The sequence below is a fragment of the Burkholderia sp. THE68 genome (assembly GCF_009938265.1).
Lineage (GTDB): Bacteria > Pseudomonadota > Gammaproteobacteria > Burkholderiales > Burkholderiaceae > Caballeronia.
Genome location: NZ_AP022315.1, coordinates 998510 through 1017619, shown reverse-complemented (window position 1 = coordinate 1017619; position 19110 = coordinate 998510). Strand labels below are relative to the sequence as shown.

Annotated in this window: 20 protein-coding genes; 13 read left to right on the top strand and 7 right to left on the bottom strand. The window is 63.3% G+C overall.

What is annotated here, in order from left to right; translation table 11 throughout:
- Nucleotides 1-31: 31 nt before the first annotated feature.
- The 3 genes from BTHE68_RS04775 to acs all read right to left on the bottom strand — a co-directional run bounded on the left by BTHE68_RS04775 (nucleotide 32) and on the right by acs (nucleotide 4455).
- A complete protein-coding gene (locus tag BTHE68_RS04775; protein WP_162065360.1) occupies nucleotides 32-2056 on the bottom strand; it encodes a sodium:solute symporter family protein in 2025 nt (674 codons plus the stop codon).
- The gene (locus BTHE68_RS04770; RefSeq protein WP_162065359.1) at nucleotides 2053-2394 is read right to left on the bottom strand and encodes a DUF4212 domain-containing protein; all 342 of its coding nucleotides are present in this window, start codon (nucleotides 2392-2394) and stop codon (nucleotides 2053-2055) included. Before BTHE68_RS04770 ends, BTHE68_RS04775 begins: the two co-directional genes overlap by 4 nt.
- 78 nt (nucleotides 2395-2472) lie before the next feature.
- Nucleotides 2473-4455 carry an acetate--CoA ligase gene (acs, locus tag BTHE68_RS04765; protein WP_162065358.1) on the bottom strand — a complete coding sequence of 661 codons (1983 nt, stop codon included), beginning with the start codon at nucleotides 4453-4455 and terminating at the stop codon, nucleotides 2473-2475.
- A gap of 329 nt (nucleotides 4456-4784) precedes the next feature.
- Between acs and BTHE68_RS04760 the strand changes: the two genes are divergently transcribed.
- The 9 genes from BTHE68_RS04760 (at nucleotide 4785) to BTHE68_RS04720 (ending at nucleotide 12303) form a co-directional block, all read left to right on the top strand.
- Nucleotides 4785-5693 (top strand): DMT family transporter, encoded by a 909-nt coding sequence (locus BTHE68_RS04760; RefSeq protein ID WP_162065357.1) that lies wholly within the window; start codon nucleotides 4785-4787, stop codon nucleotides 5691-5693.
- A gap of 190 nt (nucleotides 5694-5883) precedes the next feature.
- Nucleotides 5884-6471, top strand: coding sequence for a TIGR00645 family protein (locus BTHE68_RS04755; protein WP_162065356.1), 588 nt, complete (start codon nucleotides 5884-5886; stop codon nucleotides 6469-6471).
- A 49-nt stretch (nucleotides 6472-6520) separates the two neighbouring features.
- Nucleotides 6521-8056, top strand: coding sequence for a fumarate hydratase (locus tag BTHE68_RS04750; protein ID WP_162065355.1), 1536 nt, complete (start codon nucleotides 6521-6523; stop codon nucleotides 8054-8056).
- A gap of 199 nt (nucleotides 8057-8255) precedes the next feature.
- A complete protein-coding gene (bfr, locus tag BTHE68_RS04745; RefSeq protein ID WP_061175837.1) occupies nucleotides 8256-8732 on the top strand; it encodes a bacterioferritin in 477 nt (158 codons plus the stop codon).
- A 4-nt stretch (nucleotides 8733-8736) separates the two neighbouring features.
- A complete protein-coding gene (gene murI, locus BTHE68_RS04740) occupies nucleotides 8737-9618 on the top strand; it encodes a glutamate racemase (RefSeq protein WP_162065354.1) in 882 nt (293 codons plus the stop codon).
- 176 nt (nucleotides 9619-9794) lie between these two features.
- Nucleotides 9795-10031, top strand: coding sequence for a (2Fe-2S)-binding protein (locus BTHE68_RS04735; RefSeq protein WP_162065353.1), 237 nt, complete (start codon nucleotides 9795-9797; stop codon nucleotides 10029-10031).
- Nucleotides 10032-10358: 327 nt separating this feature from the next.
- Complete coding sequence (locus BTHE68_RS04730; protein ID WP_162065352.1) at nucleotides 10359-11087, top strand: energy transducer TonB; 729 nt, start codon at nucleotides 10359-10361, stop codon at nucleotides 11085-11087.
- 31 nt (nucleotides 11088-11118) lie between these two features.
- Nucleotides 11119-11865 (top strand): MotA/TolQ/ExbB proton channel family protein, encoded by a 747-nt coding sequence (locus BTHE68_RS04725; protein WP_162065351.1) that lies wholly within the window; start codon nucleotides 11119-11121, stop codon nucleotides 11863-11865.
- Between the two features lie 15 nt (nucleotides 11866-11880).
- Nucleotides 11881-12303, top strand: coding sequence for an ExbD/TolR family protein (locus BTHE68_RS04720; RefSeq protein WP_061175842.1), 423 nt, complete (start codon nucleotides 11881-11883; stop codon nucleotides 12301-12303).
- A 348-nt stretch (nucleotides 12304-12651) separates the two neighbouring features.
- Here the strand turns inward: BTHE68_RS04720 and BTHE68_RS04715 are convergent, their stop codons facing one another.
- Nucleotides 12652-13614, bottom strand: coding sequence for a LysR family transcriptional regulator (locus BTHE68_RS04715; protein ID WP_162065350.1), 963 nt, complete (start codon nucleotides 13612-13614; stop codon nucleotides 12652-12654).
- A gap of 167 nt (nucleotides 13615-13781) precedes the next feature.
- Here BTHE68_RS04715 and BTHE68_RS04710 point away from each other — a divergent pair, with 167 nt between their 5' ends.
- From BTHE68_RS04710 to hemP, 4 genes are all read left to right on the top strand, one after another.
- A complete protein-coding gene (locus tag BTHE68_RS04710; RefSeq protein ID WP_061175844.1) occupies nucleotides 13782-14654 on the top strand; it encodes a pirin family protein in 873 nt (290 codons plus the stop codon).
- Between the two features lie 132 nt (nucleotides 14655-14786).
- Nucleotides 14787-15185: an OsmC family protein gene (locus tag BTHE68_RS04705; RefSeq protein ID WP_162065349.1), complete on the top strand. Its 399-nt coding sequence runs from the start codon at nucleotides 14787-14789 to the stop codon at nucleotides 15183-15185.
- A gap of 37 nt (nucleotides 15186-15222) precedes the next feature.
- Complete coding sequence (locus tag BTHE68_RS04700) at nucleotides 15223-15711, top strand: SRPBCC family protein (RefSeq protein ID WP_162065348.1); 489 nt, start codon at nucleotides 15223-15225, stop codon at nucleotides 15709-15711.
- A 146-nt stretch (nucleotides 15712-15857) separates the two neighbouring features.
- Nucleotides 15858-16106 (top strand): hemin uptake protein HemP, encoded by a 249-nt coding sequence (gene hemP / locus BTHE68_RS04695; protein ID WP_162065347.1) that lies wholly within the window; start codon nucleotides 15858-15860, stop codon nucleotides 16104-16106.
- Nucleotides 16107-16375: 269 nt separating this feature from the next.
- Here the strand turns inward: hemP and BTHE68_RS04690 are convergent, their stop codons facing one another.
- The 3 genes from BTHE68_RS04690 to BTHE68_RS04680 are packed head-to-tail and all read right to left on the bottom strand — an operon-like array spanning nucleotide 16376 to nucleotide 19079.
- Complete coding sequence (locus tag BTHE68_RS04690; protein ID WP_162065346.1) at nucleotides 16376-16789, bottom strand: GlcG/HbpS family heme-binding protein; 414 nt, start codon at nucleotides 16787-16789, stop codon at nucleotides 16376-16378.
- Between the two features lie 38 nt (nucleotides 16790-16827).
- Nucleotides 16828-18231, bottom strand: a complete 1404-nt coding sequence (locus BTHE68_RS04685; protein WP_174257989.1) for a 4Fe-4S binding protein — start codon at nucleotides 18229-18231, stop codon at nucleotides 16828-16830.
- Nucleotides 18228-19079, bottom strand: coding sequence for an FTR1 family iron permease (locus tag BTHE68_RS04680; protein ID WP_162065345.1), 852 nt, complete (start codon nucleotides 19077-19079; stop codon nucleotides 18228-18230). The genes BTHE68_RS04685 and BTHE68_RS04680 overlap by 4 nt, the downstream gene beginning before the upstream one ends.
- Nucleotides 19080-19110 lie beyond the last annotated feature (31 nt).

The following is a 19110-nucleotide window of genomic DNA, read 5'->3' as shown; positions in this document are numbered from 1 at the left end:
TTATACCAACTTCCCGCGCCTGCGCCAGCCCCTACGGATGACGAATGTAATCGACGAGCGCGCGCGTGTAGGCGTCCGGTTTGCGATCGAAGAGACTCACCGCGATCGCCACCGCGAACCCGGCCGGCACGCCGAACACGCCCGAACTGATCGGCTCGATGCCGAACCAGCGCGGCCCCGCGAAGCCCGTCAGCTGCATGAAAAACGGATACGTCGACACGATGTAGTACACGCACACGACGAGCCCCGCGATCATCCCCGCGACGACGCCGCGCTGCGTCGTCCGCTTCCAGAACACACCTAGCACGAGCGCCGGAAACAGGCTCGACGCGGCGAGCGAGAACGCCGCGCCGACCAGAAACAGGATGTTGCCCGCATTGAGCGACGCCACGTACGACGCAAGCAAAGCCACGCCGAGCAGCAGAATCTTCGAGATGGTCACGCGCCGCTGACTCGTCGCGCGCCGATCGACCATGCAGTAGTAGACGTCGTGCGACAGCGCGTTGGCGATCGTGAGCAGAAGCCCGTCGGCCGTCGACAGCGCGGCCGCCAGCGCCCCCGCCGCGATCAGCCCTGAGATCACATACGGCAGTCCCGCGATCTCGGGCGCGGCGAGCACGACCATGTCCGGCTGCATCTGGATGCCGGCCCAGCGCACGATGCCGTCGCCGTTCACATCGCTGATACGGATCAGATACGGCTCCACGCGCCGCCATTGCGTCACCCATTGCGGCAAATCGGCGAAGCGATGACCGACGAGCCCCGTCAATATCTCGTGCTTGATGAGCACGGCCAGCACCGGCACCGTCAGATAGAAGAGCGCGACGAAGAACAGCGTCCAGCCCACCGAGCGCCGCGCCGATGACACCGATGTCGTCGTGTTGTAGCGCGTGAGGATGTGCGGCAGGCTCGCCGTGCCGATCGACAGACACAGGAGCAGCGACAGAAAGTTCACCTGATGCACGCGCGGGCTCTCATCGCCTGCCGAACCGGGCGCGAAAGCCTCGGTCATCGGCACGGGCGCGGCGACGCGCTCGATCATCGCGTCGCGTTCGCGCGACCACTTGGCTTGCGCATCGGCGGGATCGCGTGGAAAAGCAGCGAGTTCGCGCTCGCGCCCGTTGATCTCGCGCAGCGGTCCATTGTGCCGCCGCAACTCGGCGATCTCGGCGGCGAGCCGCGCATGTTCGGCGTGAAACGACTGCGGCAGCGCGTCGATGCGCTGCTGAATCTGCGCGGCCTGGCGCTGATAGTCGGCGCGCACGCGCGCTTCGTCGGGCGACACCGCGATCGCGCGCTCGAGCGACTCGACGCGCTCCATCACGCGCCCGTAGTTGAATTGCGGGAACCAGCCGAGTCCCTCGCGATGCGCGATCATCGACACCGGAATCAGCATCGCGCTGATGAGGATGATGTATTGCGCGACCTGCGTCCATGTCACCGCGCGCATGCCGCCGAGAAACGAGCACACGAGAATGCCCGCGAGCCCGCAGAAGATGCCGATCGAAAACTCGATACCGATAAAGCGCGACGCGATCAACCCGATGCCCTGGATCTGCGCGACGAGATAGACGAACGAACAAAGAATCGTCGCGATGGCCGCGAGCGCGCGTACGAGATTGCTGGAGTAGCGCGTGCCGAGAAAATCGGGAATCGTGTAGCGCGCGAGCTTGCGCACGTATGGCGCGAGCAGAAACGCGACGAGGCAGTAGCCGCCCGTCCATCCCATCACGTAGGCGAGGCCGTCGTAGCCGCTCGCGTAGATCGAGCCGGCGAGACCGATGAACGACGCGGCCGAGAGCCAGTCGGCGGCGGTCGCCATGCCGTTGAATGCCGAGGGCACGCGCCGCCCCGCCACGTAGTATTCGACGAGATCGGACGTGCGCGACAAGAGGCCGATCACCGCATACACCGCGATCGGCACGAACAGAAACACATAGCCGATCCACGTGCCCGGCCCCGTCGTGCGCTCGATACGCTCCATCAGAAAGATGAAGAGCAGAAAGCCGAGCGTGTAGAGCGCGTAATAGACGATGAGCCGGTTCGTGAGCTTCATGCCGCGCCGCCCTGTTCCGTCCTGGCCGCGCGCAGCAGACGCGCATCCGCGATCTGCATCAGCACGATGTAGACGAGGATCAGCGCCACATAGACGAGAATCGCGCCTTGCGCGCCGAAGTAGAACGGCAACGGAAAGCCCGCGACGCGCACGTGCTCGAAGCGCGGCGCGAACAGCGGCAAGCCAAAGGAGACGACGAAGCCGATCGTCATCAGCACGGCGATGAGCGTGACGTTGAAGCGCCAGTAGCGCTGATGCGCGCGCGCCATCGCCGTCGAAACGGGCGGCGGCGAGGCGGACGTGGAGCTGAAGGAATCGGCGGGAGGCGGCGTGACCATGCGGTTATTTACCAAAACCGCACGGCGTCGGCAATAAGGATCGACCGCCGCCGGTAAGCGGCCGCGGCCGAACCTCAATCAGCGCGCTTCGCCGAGCTGATCGAGAATCGCGGGATTTTCGAGCGTGGAGACGTCCTGCGTGATCTCCTCGCCCTTCGCAAGCGAGCGCAAGAGACGCCGCATGATCTTGCCCGAGCGCGTCTTCGGCAGGTTCTCGCCGAAGCGGATGTCCTTCGGCTTCGCGATCGGGCCGATCTCCTTGCCGACCCAGTTGCGCAGTTCAGTGGCGATCTGCTTCGCTTCGTCACCTTCCGGACGCGAACGCTTCAGCACGACGAACGCGACCACGGCTTCACCCGTCGTATCGTCCGGACGGCCGACGACCGCCGCTTCCGCGACCATCGGATTGGCGACCAGCGCCGATTCGATTTCCATCGTGCCGAGACGGTGGCCGGAGACGTTCAGCACGTCATCGATGCGGCCCATGATCGTGAAGTAGCCGGTCTCCTTGTCGCGCACCGCGCCGTCGCCGGCGAGGTACAGCTTGCCGCCGAGCTCTTCCGGGAAGTAGCTCGTCTGGTAACGCTTCGGATCACCCCAGACGTTGCGCAGCATCGACGGCCACGGGCGCTTCACCACCAGAATCCCGCCCTGCCCGTTCGGCACGTCCTGACCGGTTTCATCGACGACCGCGGCCATGATGCCCGGCAGCGGCAGCGTGCATGAACCCGGCACGAGCGGCGTCGCGCCCGGCAGCGGCGTGATCATGTGGCCGCCGGTTTCGGTCTGCCACCATGTATCGACGATCGGGCACTGGCCGCGTCCGACGTTCTCGTGATACCACATCCACGCTTCCGGATTGATCGGCTCGCCGACCGTGCCGAGAATGCGCAGCGTCGACAGGTCGTAGCTCTTCGGATGCACCTTCGCGTCCGCTTCCGATACCTTGATCAGCGAGCGGATGGCCGTGGGCGCGGTGTAGAAGATCGTGACCTTGTGGCGATCGATCATTTCCCAGAAGCGGCCCGCGTGCGGATAAGTGGGCACGCCTTCGAACATCACCTGCGTCGCGCCGATCGCGAGCGGTCCGTACGCGATATAGCTATGCCCCGTGATCCAGCCGATATCCGCCGTACACCAGAAGATGTCGCCCGGCTTCATGTCGAAGGTCCACTTCATCGTCTGCGCGCCCCACAGCAACACGCCCGCCGTGCTGTGCTGCACGCCTTTCGGCTTGCCCGTCGAGCCCGACGTGTAGAGGATGAACAGCGGATGCTCCGCGCCGACCCACTCCGGCTCGCATTGCGTCGATTCGTTCTCGACGATCTCGTGCAGCCACACGTCGCGGCCTTCGGTCCAAGCGACCTTGCCGCCCGTGCGCTGATACACGATGACGTCCTTCACTTTCTCGCAGCCGCCCGCGGCGAGCGCTTCGTCGGCGATGCTCTTCAGCGGCAATGCCTTGCCGCCGCGCATCTGCTCGTCGGCGGTGATGAGCGCGACCGCGCCGACATCGACGAGACGTTCATTGAGCGACTTCGACGAGAAACCGCCGAACACCACCGAATGCGTTGCACCGATCCGCACGCAGGCTTGCATCGCGACGACGCCTTCCACCGACATCGGCAGATAGATCACGACGCGATCGCCCTTTTTCACGCCGCGCTTTCTGAGCGCGTTGGCGAGGCGGCTGACGCGATCGAGCAGATCCTGATAGGTGACATTGGTGACGGTGCCGTCGTCGGCTTCGAAGATGATCGCGTTATCGTTGCCGCGGCCCGCTTCGACGTGACGGTCGAGACAGTTGTACGACGCGTTCAGCTCGCCGTCCTCGAACCACGTGTAGAACGGCGCCTTCGATTCGTCCAGCACCTTGGTGAACGGCTTGTGCCAGGCGAGCGTCTCGCGCGCAAGTCGCGCCCAGAAGCCTTCGTAATCCTTTTCTGCTTCGGCGACGAGCGCCTTGTAGGCGTCCATTCCGGAGATTGCCGCACCCGTCGTCGCCTTGGCGGACGGCGGGAACACACGTTTTTCATGAAGAACCGATTCGATCGCAGACATCGACAACCCCTTTGATGGTGTTTCCAAATCCGGCGGCGCGCGCGTCGCTGAATGGGCCGCGCGCGCCGCATGTTGTGAGGTTCGAGAGCCGAAAACGCGTGGCGTTCCCGCTCCGAACCTTGTCTCCGTTGTCGCGACCGGAAGCCGGTCGCATGCAAGGTTGCGCGCCTGAGCAGCGCGGCAGCCCTTGCTTCCATTTCAAGATAAGCCGCCCAACTTACCCGCTACTTACGTGAACCGCCCGACAGGCACGGGGTATACACGGAGTCCGCGCGGCTTCTACAATGCGTCCCCACAATCGTAACTGAACTAACAGCGCGGTATCCAGTTTGAATCGCTACGCTCTCTTACTCATTGGCGCGATGCTGCTCGTCGGAAGCAACGTCGGCATCGGCAAGTCGATCGTCGCCTTCGTTCCCGTTCCGCTCTTCGCCCTGCTGCGCTTCGTGATCGCGCTCGCGGTGCTCTGGCCGCTCTTGCGCTGGTCGAAGATGAAGCGCGTCGCGCGCGGCGAATGGGTCAATCTCTTCCTGCAGGCGTTCTTCGGCACGTTCGGCTTTACCTTGCTGATGCTCGGCGGCGTCGCGCGCACGAGCGCGGTCGCGGCCGGCGTCATCACGAGCACGATTCCGGCCGTGGTCGCGCTGTTCGCGTGGATCTTCCTGAAAGAGAAGCCGGGCGGACGCGCGTTCGCGTCGATCGGGCTGGCGATCGCGGGCGTGCTCGTCATCAACGTCGCCCAGGCCGGCGACACGGGCATGAGTTCGTTCGGCGGCAATCTGATGGTGCTCGGCGCGGTGTGCTGCGAATCGCTCTACGTGATCCTGTCGCGCCGTCTCACGCAGACGCTGCCCGCCATCGACATCTGCGCGTACACACACGCCATCGGGCTTCTGCTGATGTTGCCCGTCGTGGGATCGGACGCGGCCTCGCTCGCGCGCTTCGACTGGACGAGCGTCGGCTGGGACACGTGGGCGCTCGTCCTCTGGTACGGCCTTTCGGCCAGCATCTTCTCGTTCTGGCTGTGGATGAAAGGCATTCGCCACGTCGACGGCAGTGTCGCCGGCGTATTCTGCGCCGTCCTGCCGATTGCGGCGGCGCTCTACGGCATCGCGTTCCTCGACGAACGGCCGACGCTCGCGCACGGCGTCGCGCTCGCGTGCGTGGTCACGGGCATCGCGATCGCGAGTTTCGGCGCGCGCCCCGCAGGCCGCGTGTCGCGCGAAACGAGCGTTTAGCGACCGATCGCCGATTCCATCGGCGCATTCTGAAAGCTTTCGGCAGGCCCGCGCGGTGACGCGCTACAATAGCGGGCTTCCTGACACCGCGAACGCGCCCTGGCGCATTCGCCGGCGCATCGCACGTTTTGGTTCGTCATATTCGCCAGTCATCATTCCAGTTCGATCCGCATCGACTCAATAGCCGCCCATGTCCGCTCCCAAGCATTCACCCGCCTCGCCCTCGCAGCCCGGCTCGATGAAAGTGCTGCCGAAAGTCATCTTCATGAGCCGCTGGCTGCAAGTGCCGCTCTATCTGGGTCTGATCATCGCGCAAGCCGTCTACGTCGTGCTGTTCCTGAAGGAAGTGTGGCACCTCGTCACGCACGCGATGACGCTCGACGAAACCAACATCATGCTCGTCGTGCTCGGCCTGATCGACGTGGTGATGATCTCGAATCTGCTCATCATGGTGATCGTCGGCGGGTATGAGACTTTCGTGTCGCGGCTCGGCGTGGAAGGCCACCCCGACGAGCCCGAATGGCTCGATCACGTCAACGCGGGGGTGCTGAAGGTGAAGCTGTCGATGGCGCTCATCAGCATCTCGTCGATCCATCTGCTGAAAACCTTCATCAACCCGGATCAGCATACGTTCCACACGGTGCTGTGGCAGGTGATCATCCACGTCGCCTTCCTCTTGTCCGCGCTGATCATGGCGTGGGTCGACCGGCTGACCACGCATACGCATCCGAAGCACTTTCACAGCGAAACCATCGCGCCCCGGAGCGCACTCGACTGAAGCGTCCTAGAGAACGCGCACACAAAATTCCGTCCCCAGAGCTCAAGCCATGACCGTCATCAAGCAGGAAGATCTGATTCAGAGCATCGCTGATTCGCTGCAATACATCAGCTACTACCATCCGCTCGACTACATCCAGGCGCTCGGCCGCGCCTACGAGCTGGAAGAGAGCCCCGCCGCGAAAGACGCGATTGCGCAGATTCTGACCAACAGCCGCATGTGCGCCGAAGGCAAGCGCCCGATCTGCCAGGACACGGGCATCGTCACGGTGTTCGTGAAGGTGGGCATGGACGTGCGCTGGGGAAGTGAAAACGGCAGTGCGACGATGAGCGTCACCGACATGATCAACGAAGGCGTGCGCCGTGGTTATCTGAACCCGGACAACGTGCTGCGCGCGTCGATCGTGAGCCCGCCCGAGGGCGGCCGCAAGAACACGAAGGACAACACGCCGGCCGTGATCCACTACGAGATCGTGCCGGGCGACAAGGTCGATGTGCAGGTCGCAGCCAAGGGCGGCGGCTCGGAGAACAAGTCGAAGTTCGCGATGCTGAACCCGTCGGATTCGATCGTCGACTGGGTGCTCAAGACCGTGCCGACGATGGGCGCCGGCTGGTGCCCGCCCGGCATGCTCGGCATCGGCATCGGCGGCACGGCCGAGAAGGCGATGGTCATGGCAAAGGAATCGCTGATGGACCCGATCGACATTCAGGACATCATCGCGCGCGGGCCGCAGGACTGGATCGAAGAACTGCGTGTCGAACTGCACGAGAAGGTGAACGCGCTCGGCATCGGCGCGCAGGGTCTCGGCGGCCTCGCGACCGTGCTCGACGTGAAGATCATGGCCGCGCCGACGCACGCGGCGAGCAAGCCGGTCGCGATCATCCCGAACTGCGCGGCCACGCGCCACGCGCACTTCACACTCGACGGCTCGGGCGTCGCGAAGCTCGACGCGCCGTCGCTCGAAGACTGGCCGAAGGTCAACTGGGAGCCGAACACGGAGACCAGCCAACGCGTCGAACTGAACACGCTGACGCCGGAGCAGGTCGCCGCATGGAAGCCGGGCCAGACGCTGCTGCTGTCGGGCAAGATGCTGACGGGCCGCGACGCCGCGCACAAGCGCATCGCGGACATGCTCGCGAAGGGCGAAAAGCTGCCGGTCGATTTCACGAACCGCGTGATCTATTACGTCGGCCCGGTCGATCCGGTGCGCGACGAAGCCGTCGGCCCGGCGGGCCCGACCACGGCCACGCGCATGGACAAGTTCACCGAGATGATGCTCGCGCAAACCGGCCTCATCTCGATGATCGGCAAGGCCGAGCGCGGCCCGGTCGCCATCGAGGCGATCAAAAACCACAAGGCCGCGTATCTGATGGCGGTCGGTGGCGCGGCGTATCTCGTGTCGAAAGCGATCCGCGAAGCGAAGGTGCTCGCGTTCGAAGACCTCGGCATGGAAGCGATCTACGAGTTCGACGTGCAGGACATGCCGGTGACGGTCGCGGTCGATTCGAGCGGCACGTCGGTCCACAAGACGGGCCCCGCTGAATGGCAGGCAAAAATCGGAAAGATCCCGGTCGCTACGGCTTGAACCAGAATTAAAGACGGTTTATACCGTTAGGGCACGAGAGCCGGGCAAAACGCCCGGCTCTTTTCTTTGAGCCGCCCTAGCTGATAAAGATTTTCATTCTCAGTTTTGTCCGAAACAAAAAATATTCTCTCAACCTTGGCATTGTCACGCTCACGGTTTATCTTTGCTTAATGCCCCACGCTACAAAAAAGGAACAATCATGCAAGGCGACGCAAAAGTCATCGAATATCTGAACTCTCAGCTGAAAAATGAGCTGACGGCGATCAACCAATACTTCCTGCATGCACGGATGTACCAGCACTGGGGCCTCGAGAAGCTCAACAAGCATGAGTATGACGAATCGATCGGCGAGATGAAGCACGCCGACTGGCTCATCCAGCGCGTCTTCATGCTCGACGGCCTGCCGAATCTGCAGGATCTGCACAAGCTGCTGATCGGCGAAGAAACCAAGGAAATTCTCGAATGCGATCTGAAGCTCGAACAGATCTCGCAGTCGACCTGCAAGGAAGCCATCGCCTATTGCGAGACGGTGCGTGATTTCGTCTCGCGCGAAATCTTCGAAAAGATCCTGCACGACACCGAAGAGCACATCGACTGGCTGGAAACGCAACTGGATCTGATCGACAAGGTCGGCATCCAGAACTACCAGCAGACCATGATGGGCGATCACGAATAATCGGATGTCGGGCGTAGTCGCTTCCCTGAAGCCGAACGAGCGTGCCGCGTCAGACGCGAGCGCGCCGGTCGGCATTTTTGATTCCGGTCTCGGCGGTCTGTCGGTGCTGCGCGCCGTGCGCGCGATTCTGCCGCATGAACGTCTGATTTATGTCGCCGATTCGCTCCATGCGCCCTATGGCGAGCGCGACGATGATTTCATCGTCGACCGCACGATGGCGATCGGCGAATGGCTCGTCGCGCAGGGCGCGAAAGCGCTGGTCGTCGCGTGCAATACGGCCACCGCGCAATCGATCGCGCTGGTGCGCGAACGTCTGCCGATTCCGCTCGTCGGCGTCGAGCCGGGCGTGAAGCCGGCGGCGGCGGCGTCGAAGTCACGCGTGGTCGGCGTGCTGGCGACCGCCGTCACCTTGCGCTCGGCTCGGTTCCAGTCTCTGCTCGACCGTTACGCGGGCGATTGCCGCTTCATCTGTCAGCCGGGGCACGGTCTGGTGCAGGCGGTCGAGCGCTGCGACACCTCGTCGCCTGCGCTGATGGCGCTGCTCGAAGGCTATCTCGCGCCGATGCTGGACGCCGGCGCCGATACCCTCGTGCTCGGTTGCACGCACTACCCGTTTCTTGATCGCGCAATCCGCGACATCGCGGGCGAGCGCCTGCAGATCGTCGATACCAGCGTCGCGATCGCACGGCAGCTCGATCGCCTGCTCGACGTCCATGCGCTGAAGAACGTCACCGCGCCGCCTGACAGCCTGCCGCGCTTCTGCTCCACCGCCGACGGCGATTCCCAGCGCCAGCTTGCCGCCGCCCTCCTTCAGCTCGACGCGAAAGTCGAACACGTCGACATCCCTTCGCGCCGCACGCGCCTCGCTGAACCCGACATCGTCTGAGGGTTTCTCACGCGCGCCGCCGCTCCCGCCGCGCGCTTTCGCCCGTCAGGCAAGGCTCTCTAGCAATAAACCCGCTAACTTGCGTGCTCTGTTACAAAAAACACCGAGCCCCGCTTGCAAACGCGCCAATACCGAATGATAATAATTCGCATTAACGCTAACTATTGCGAACGATCATGATTGTCTGTGTCTGCAAGTCAGTGTCCGACCGAAAGATCCGAACCGCCATCGCCGAAGGAGTGGATTCCTTCGACGAATTGCAATTCGAGCTCGGCGTGGCGCTGTGCTGCGGCAAGTGTGAGGAAAGCGTTCGCGATGTGATGGCGCAAAGTGGCGTGTGCGCTTCGCGCTGCGGAGTCGAGCATCGCGAGCATGTCGCACCGCTCACTTTTTACGAGCGTCAAGCTGCCTGAAGCCACTCGCGCGGCCACTGTGCCGCGCCCAACCGGCGGCATCCGCTGTTGCCGGCTGCGTCGTTCGGTCGTTTTGATCGCCTCCAGCAAGCCAGGTTACCTTCGTATTTCCGGTCACTTCAAGCCAGCCGCGCAACCCTTTACCCCTGGAGGGAAAGATGGAATTGCTGATCGGTTTTGTGGCCACCCTGTTTATCTCCCTGCTTATTTTCCGAACATGACGTCGTCTGGTCTCATCCGTACCGAGCTTGCGCAGCCGTTGGACCTCAAGGTGAAAAGCAGCGCTATCAACGAGCCTTCACGCAGCATCCCAAGCCGACAATAACAATGCAGTCCCCGACCATTACTCCCGCCGCTTTCCAGACGGCGCCGGCAGCAAACGCCAATCCGCGCGTCATCGCGGCGTGCGTCGCAGTCGTCGTCATTCACGCCGCGCTGCTGGGCGTCGCGCTGACGATGCGCAACGAGCCGCTGCCGCGTCCGATCGAAGCCAAGTCGATTACCGCGCAACTGATCAGCGAAACGCCGCAGCCCGCGCCGCAGCCGGTCGCGGTCGAAACGCCGCCGCCGCCCAAACCGGTTCCGCAGCCCGTTCCGAAGCCGCAACCCAAGCCGAAGGTCAAACCGAAGATCGAGCCGAAGCCCACGCCGCTGCCGGTGACCGAAGCGCCGTCGCAGATCGCCGCGCCCGCGCCCGAACCCACGCCGCCTGCTCCGCCGCAGCCCGTGGCTCCCGCAGCTCCCGCCATCGGCAAGCCGACCATGGATCTGGCCGCGCCGAAGAACGTCGCGCATCTGAGCTGCAATATCGCGCAGCCAGACTATCCGGCCATGGCCAAGCGTCGCGGCGAAACGGGCACGGCCGTCATCCGTCTGACGGTGGGCCTCGCGGGCAAGATCGAAAACGTCACGCTGCAAAAGAGCAGTGGCTCGTCGCGACTCGATGACGCGGCGCTCGACGCGGTGCGCGGCAGCGCGTGCAGCCCGTACAAGGAAAATGGCGAAGCGATTCGCGCGACCGCCACGGTGCCATTCGTTTTCAGTCTGAACGACTGATCGGTTTTTTTAGATACAAGGAAGAAGAGAAATGGAAAATTACGGGATTGCGCACGTCTGGGCGCAAGGCGACTTCGTGACGCGGGGCATCGCGCTCGCGCTCGTCATCATGTCGGTGCTTTCGTGGACGGTGATCGTCGTGAAGGCGTGGAACGTCGTGCGCCTGAAGCGCCTGACCCGAAACGCAGAACAGGCGTTCTGGCACTCCGACGATTTCAACGACGGCATCAAGAAGCTCGGCAGCCAGTCGTCGAGCCCGGCGGACAACCCGTTCCTCGCACTCGCGCTCGCCGGCCAGGAAGCGTCCGAGCATCATCATCAGACGCAGCCGCATCTGCACGATCGCATGGACGTGTCGGACTGGATCACGCGCTGCCTGAAGGACGTCATGGACGAAGGCGTCGGCCGCATGCAGTCGGGTCTCGCGGTGCTCGCGTCGATCGGTTCCACGTCGCCGTTCGTCGGTCTGTTCGGCACGGTGTGGGGGATCTATCACGCGCTGCTGACGATCGGCGCGACCGGCCAGACGTCGATCGATCAGGTCGCGGGGCCGGTCGGCGAATCGCTCATCATGACCGCGTTCGGCCTGTTCGTCGCGATTCCGGCCGTGCTCGGCTACAACGCCCTCACCCGCGCGAACAAGGGCATCGTCACAAAGCTGAACCGCTTCGCGCACGGCCTGCACGCGTTCTTCGTCACCGGCGCGAAGCTCTCGTCGACCAAGCGCGCGGCGAACGCCTCTTCCGACAGCCTGCGTCTCGCGACGCGCGCGTCGTAAGCCGGGAGACTCGCAATGGCCATGAGCCCATTCGCCGGAGACGAAGACGACGGCATGATGAGCGAAATCAACATGACGCCGCTCGTCGACGTCATGCTGGTTCTCCTGATCATCTTCCTCGTCACGATTCCGGCCATGCATCACGCGGTCAAGATCGATCTGCCGCACGCGAGCAGCCAGCCGCAGGACGAGAAACCCGCGCACGTGAACATCGCCATCAAGGCCGACGGCACGACGCTGTGGGACGATCAGCCGGTCGACGAAGCGACGCTCAACGCGCGCATTACGCAGGCCGCGCAGCAGACGCCGCAACCGGAGATTCATCTGCGCGCGGATCGTCAGGTGGCGTACGAGAAAGTCGCCGATCTGATGTCGGCGGCGCAATCGGGCGGGCTGACGAAGATCGGTTTCGTCACCGAGCCGAAAAGCGGCAAGTAACGCGATAACGCGCCCTTTTGCGGGCGCACAAAGTAAAAGGCCTTCATCGTCGGATGAAGGCCTTTTTTCGTGCGCGCTCGGCGCATTCGGGTGAGGCGGTTACTTTGGGTTCGTATAGCCAGAACCAGAAGTCCCGTCACATGCAGCAGCCGTGGTCGACACGGACAGTGCAATCAACCCTATCAGGCTAACTATCAGAGCAGCCGTCAGTTTTCGCATAGGAGCTCCTTAGCGAAAGAGACTTCAATATACCGCCGCCATTTTTGAGGTTCAAGGCTCGCCCGATTGAATCTGTCCATCGCAAACGCGCGCTTCAATGTCATAAACCAATGACAAACGCCAGCGCGGTCAAACTGTTTCGCGTTCCGGGCTTTCCTGAACAGGACATTCTCCTGGGAAGCGCTGGCCGCTGCCGATCGACTCGACAAGAAAATCGACAAACGCGCGCACAGCGGGAATCATGCCCTGCCGCGACAGGAAGACTGCATAGAGTTGCGGCGACGGAAACGTCCAGCCCGGCATCACGGGCGATAGCTGTCCGGTTCGCAACGGCGCGCCGTACATCATCTCGGGCAGCGCCGCGATACCGACGCCGCGCATGACGGCCTCGCGGATCATCGATAGATCCGCCGTGACGAGCCTCGGCTCGTGCTCGAACTCGTGACGCGTGCCATCCGGCGCGATCAGCCGATAGACGTGGCGGCCATCGGCGGAAGGCGTATCCAGTGTGTCGTACTGGGCAAGCTCGGCGGGCGTCATCGGCGGCGCGTTCGACTTCAGCAGCGACGGCGCCGCGACCAGCATCTGCTCCGTGCGCCACAGCGGCCGCGCGACCACGTTCGAGCTCGCAGGCGGCTCCGAGCGCACGCGCAGCGCGACATCGATCGCATCTTCGAACAGATCGACGACGCGATTCGTCACCCGCAGCACGACGCGCACTTCCGGAAAACGATGCATGAAATCCGGCATCACCGCCGACAGAAACGTCTGCGCGATGGTCACCGGCACGCTCACGCGCACCGTGCCGCGCGGCGAATCGCGCAAGCTCTGCACGACGTTCACGGCGGCCTGCGCTTCGGCGAGCATCGCCTGGCAATGCTGGTAGAAAAGCTGGCCCGCCTCGGTCAGCGCGAGCTTGCGCGTCGAGCGCTGCAACAGGCGCACGCCGAGCGACGCCTCGAGTTCCGACACGCGCCGCGACAGTCGGGACTTCGAGATGCCGAGCACGCGCTCCGCCGCCGAAAATCCGCCGTGCTCGACGACGTGCGAGAAATACATCAGATCGTTCAGGTCATGCGAGTCGGCTTTCATGGTCGCTCGGTGGGACTCGGGAATCGGGTCGACGCGGTTCGTTATCCCCAGTGGGACAATCCATTGCGCCAGGGCGTCTTTTACAGCGAAATGCGGCCCATATAATAGCTCTGTGTTCCAGATTTATCGCTATTCCCTTATTTTCGTATCAGTGACGCGAGGCCACCATGTCCACCAGCCGCAGTATCGAACGCATCATTCCGGCGACCCGCACTGTCGAAGGCGGCGGCTTCGTCGTGCATCGCCCGTTTCCGACTCGTCTTCTGATGGATTTCGATCCCTTCCTTCTGCTCGACGAGATGGGTCCCGCCGACTACGCGCCCGGCGAGGCGAAGGGCGCACCCGATCACCCGCATCGCGGCTTCGAAACCGTTACGTACATGCTCGAAGGCGAGTTCGGCCATAAGGACTCGGCGGGCCATTCCGGCACGCTGCGCCCCGGCGACGTGCAGTGGATGACGGCCGGCGCGGGCGTCGTGCACAGCGAAATGCCGGCGGAGGAATTCACGCGCAATGGCGGCCGCGTGCACGGTCTGCAACTGTGGGTGAACCTGCCGCAGCGCGACAAGATGATCGCGCCGCATTATCAGGAAATCCCGTCGGCGCAGATTCCGGTTGCGACGAGCGAGGACGGCAAGGTCCGCGTGAAGGTCATCGCGGGCGAGGCGCTCGGCGTGAAGGCCGCGATCGAGACGCGCACGCCGATCCTCTATCAGCATTTTTCGTTGCAACCCGGCGCGAAGATCGAACTGGCCGTGCCGCGTGATTATCGCGTCTTCGCGTATCCGCTTTCGGGCACCGCGCTGTACGGTCCGCAAAGCCAGCCGGTGCGCGCGCAGCAGATGGTGATCTTCCGCGACGACAGCGATACGATCGCGCTCGCCGCCGGCGACGAGCCCGTCGAACTTCTGCTGATCGGCGGCGTGCCGCTGAAGGAGCCGGTCGTGCGTTACGGTCCGTTCGTGATGAACACGGAGGACGAGATCCGCCAGGCGGTCGTCGACTATCAGGCGGGTCGCATGGGCGCGATCGCGCACTGAGCGCTCTCACCCACGCACCGGAGCGGAATCGGCGAAACGGTGCGGCATGAACGGACACATTGCGTCACAATGACCGTTCTTGCCGCACCGTTTTCGTCATTCCTGCAGTCCAAACAGAACAAGGAGCAACGCATGGCCGGACCTTCCGTGACCGCCACGATCGGCGACATCGACTTTCAAGTCCGTCTCGGCGACGGCACGCATTCGTGGCTCGCCGACGAACCGGCAAGCCTCGGTGGCGGCGACACCGGACCGGAACCGGCGTCGCTGCTGCTCGCGAGCCTCGGCGCATGCACGTCCATCACGCTGAAGATGTACGCGAAGCGCAAGGAATGGCCGCTGGAATCGGTGCATGTCGAGCTGTCGATGAAAAGCGTCGCGCAAGGTACGAACATCGATCGCCGCATCGCGCTCACGGGCGCGCTCTCCGACGAACAGCGGGAACGGCTCTTGCAAATTGCCAACGCGTGCCCGATGCACAAGGTCCTGTCCGGCGCGATTCACATCGAGTCCGGACTCACGCCGCAGTGATGCCGCGGGCACCACGAACGTCCAAGGAAACGTCGTCTTGAATTTCGAACACCTGATCCAGATCAACGATCCGCTCAACCCGCTCGTCGATTCGCTCACGCGCGACCAGCTATGGGAAGGACTCGTCCTGCGCGCCGAGCAGCCGCAATTGTTCGTACTCGGGCTGGATAGCTGCGACATCCTTTCGCGCGATGGCGAAACGATGGAGCGCGAACTGCATTACGGCCAGGCCACCGTGCGCGATCGCGTGACGCTCTCACCCGGCGCGAGCGTGCGCTACGACATCCTGCCGACCGCCGAGTACGTCGGCGGCTCGCTCACGATGGCGATCGAGCAGCCCGACGAGCATCAGCTCTTCCTGCGCTTCACCTACAGCACGACGCTGCCGGAAAACGATCATCCGACACCCGATGAGCGTCAGACGCAGGAGATCGTGAAGTCGGCGTATCGCGAATCGGATATCGATACCGTGCGGCTGATTCGCCAGTTCGTGCACGGTCGCAAGGACGAAAGTCCGCTGCATTGAACGTTCGACGATGCGGTAGCGAATGTTTCGCCGCCGCATCGAGGCTGGCTATCAAAAGTTGCGTTTCGATCGGAAAGTCTAGTTGCAAATAGGAATGGTTATCATTTACTATAGACCCATCGAATCAACGAACGCACACTTCCGACATGACCGACACGCTGCGATCCTCCACGCTCAGGCTGCGCCGCCCGGCTGTCCGCGACGCCGCGATCACCCGCCCGAAGGCGACCACCGTTACCACGGTGCACGTCGCCCACGCAGCGGAAAGCAACGGCGAGCGCTCGCTCAAGAGCGACGCGCTGCTGCAGGGACGCAGCCACGTGAGCATCGTGCATAACGGGGAGACCTATCAGTTGCGCGCAACGCGACTGGGCAAGCTGATCCTGACGAAGTAACGCGCGAGCAAGAACACGCAGTACGTACCGGGTATTGTGGGGACCACCTCGCCAAGAGGTGTTTGGCCTTAGCCAGCGAGGACGACTTGCACGCGAGAATTTAGACCCCTTCGTGCAAACACCAGCCAGTCGTCGATAGCAAGCGAAGCCGCTTTTTTTGGTTCCTGCGCTTTTGCGATGTGCCCTGCCCGACAGGCCACGCAATGATGATCGAGCAAACGGCACGCGCTTCTCAGGAAGGCGTGCCGTTTTTGTTTTCCGGCAGACGATCAGACGTTCTCGATACCCAGCGCCGCGATGCCTGCCTTCGCGATCTGCGCATCCTGATCCGACTTCACGCCCGACACGCCCACCGCGCCCACGATATCCGTGCCCACGAAGATCGGCACGCCGCCTTCGAGCATCGCGGTCATCGGCGCGCTCAGGAACGCCGTGCGGCCCTGTTTGATGGTGTCTTCGTAGACCTTGGTCTCGCGGCGGCCGAGCACGGCGGTGCGCGCCTTGCCCGCCGCCATTTCGGCAGTGCTCGCGCCCGCTCCGTCCAGACGATGCAGATGCAGCAGATGCCCGCCATCGTCGACGATCGCAATCGTCACGTTCCAGTTGTGTTCTCTGGCATGCGCCTCGGCGGCGACGGCCATGGCCTTGACGTCTTCGTCGGTCAATACGGGTTTGGTTCTCACTTCTCGCTCTCGTTGCCGTGCGACACGGCGTGGACGGTTTATCGGCTGAAGCCCCAGAACATCAGGTACCACGCGCTGTCCGCGACGGCTAGCGCAGCGACAAACCATACCATCGTGAGCACGCGCGGAACAAGGGTGGACGCATAGCGGCTCGTCACGCGCCACGCGAGCCACGCACTCCATGCATTCGCGATGAAGAGCAGACCGAGGCGCAGGTCCGTCACCCACCAGAGCGGGACGTGCTCGGCGCGCAGCAGCGATACCGTCGTCGCCGAAAGTCCGAGGAACACGCCGCAGCCCGCGAGCGGAACCAGCGCGAGCGTCAGGTGATGCAGACGCGTCGTTTCGAACTTGCCGAGCATGCGTGCGCCCGCCGCGAGCAGCGCGAGCAGCGCGGTGCCGTACACGAGCCCCGTCGCGACGATGTAGCCGATGACCATCGTGCCGTCGAGCCACGAGAACACGTCGTTCTGTTCCGGATAATGCGTGAACAGGAACCACGGCGCGTTGGTGTCGAGCGGCCAGAGAATGTCGTGATCGATCAGCCAGGCCGCGAGATATTGCTTCAGGTCGACGAACCACGTGCTCACGGTCCAGTGGAACGCGCCGATCGCGATGCCGAGCAGGCCGTACAGGATGAGCGCGGTGTCCCACGGGTTCGCGGCCTTGTCGCCGAGCTTGACGACTTCATCCGATGGCGAGCGCCACGTGAGCGCGATCGCATCGCGATGGCCGCTGCAGCGGCCGCACATGTGGCAGTCGGCGGCGCCCTTCATGTTGCGCAACGGGACGAGCGGCGCGCAGTTGATCGGAATCACACGATGACCGTGCTCGCCCTCTTTGTACGAACGGCGCCACGCATCTTCGCTGACCTTGTAGTGAAACGGCGCAAGCCGCGCGAGCAGCGAGAACACGCCGTTCACCGGGCACAGATACTTGCACCACACGCGCTTTTCGCGGCCGTACAGCACGCCGATGATCATCGCGCCCACGGTCGAGCCACCGAGCACGAGCAGCACGGCCTTCGGATACTGATAGACGCTGACCATCTGGCCATAGATGGTCGTCAACCCGAACGCGACGAACGGCCAGCCGCCCCAGCGCATCCAGCGCGGAATCGCCCAGCCGCGGCCGAACTTGCTCGCGAACTCCGACAGCGCGCCTTCAGGGCACAGCACGCCGCACCATACGCGTCCGAGCATGACCATCGACAGCAGCACGAACGGCCACCAGATGCCCCAGAACACGAACTGCGCGGCGAGCGTGAGATTGTTCCATAGATGCGCGGAGCCATCGGGCAGCGGCATCACAGCGGGAACGACGATCAGAAACGCGTACACGGCAACCACGACCCACTGAATCAAGCGGATCGCGCTGCCGTGACGCTGCATCCAGTGGCCGGCTTGCTGAAGCCGGCCAGGTCTAGGCATTACGGAACTCATGCTGGACGGCTTGCCGCCTTTTGTTTTTGCGCCATCTGGTTTTTCGAATGGCGCATCAGGAGATAGATGACGACCCAGTACACCGCGTACGCAACCAGGTTCATGCCTGCCGGATGCGCGCGATAGCCCGTCAGTGTAGCAACGAGCGAGCCGAAGGTACTCGAATCGTCGAGCAGCCACGACGTGTTCCACACCTGATTGACGATCACCGGCAGCACTTCCATGTCGATCAGCTTGTCGACGCCCGTTTCGAAGAGACCCGCCGCGAGGAACAGCAGCATGATTTCGGTGACGCGGAAGAACGAGCGCCACGAGAAGATCTTGCCGCCGAGTTGCAGCACGTAGAAAGTCAGCAGCGCGAGGCCGAAGCCGAGAATGATCGCGACATACTGCGACACGTCGACGTGCCCCGATTGTCCGAAGCCGACGCCATAGAGGAACACGGCCGTTTCGCTGCCTTCACGCGCGATGGCCACCGCGACGAGCAACGTAATGCCCCACCAGTGCCCGTCCTGCGTGTTCTTTTGCAGCGACGACTCCATGTCGCGCTTGAGCGTGCGGCCGTGGCGCTTCATCCACAGCACCATCTGCACAATCAGCACGCACGCGACCAGCACCATCGCAGTCTGGAAGTAGTCCTGCGCGTCGCCCGACAGCACTTCGGTGAAACCGATGAGCGCGGCGCCCAGCGCCACCGCCGCGAGCAGACCGATGACGACACCAGCCCACAAATAAGGCAGGCCGCGGCGCGCCTGATGATCGCCGTTCTTCAGCCACGCGTAGAGAATGCCGACGACGAGCAACGCCTCGACGCTCTCACGCCACACGATGAAAAGTACCTGCCCCATTCCAAACCTCCAGCAATATCCACTTCTATCG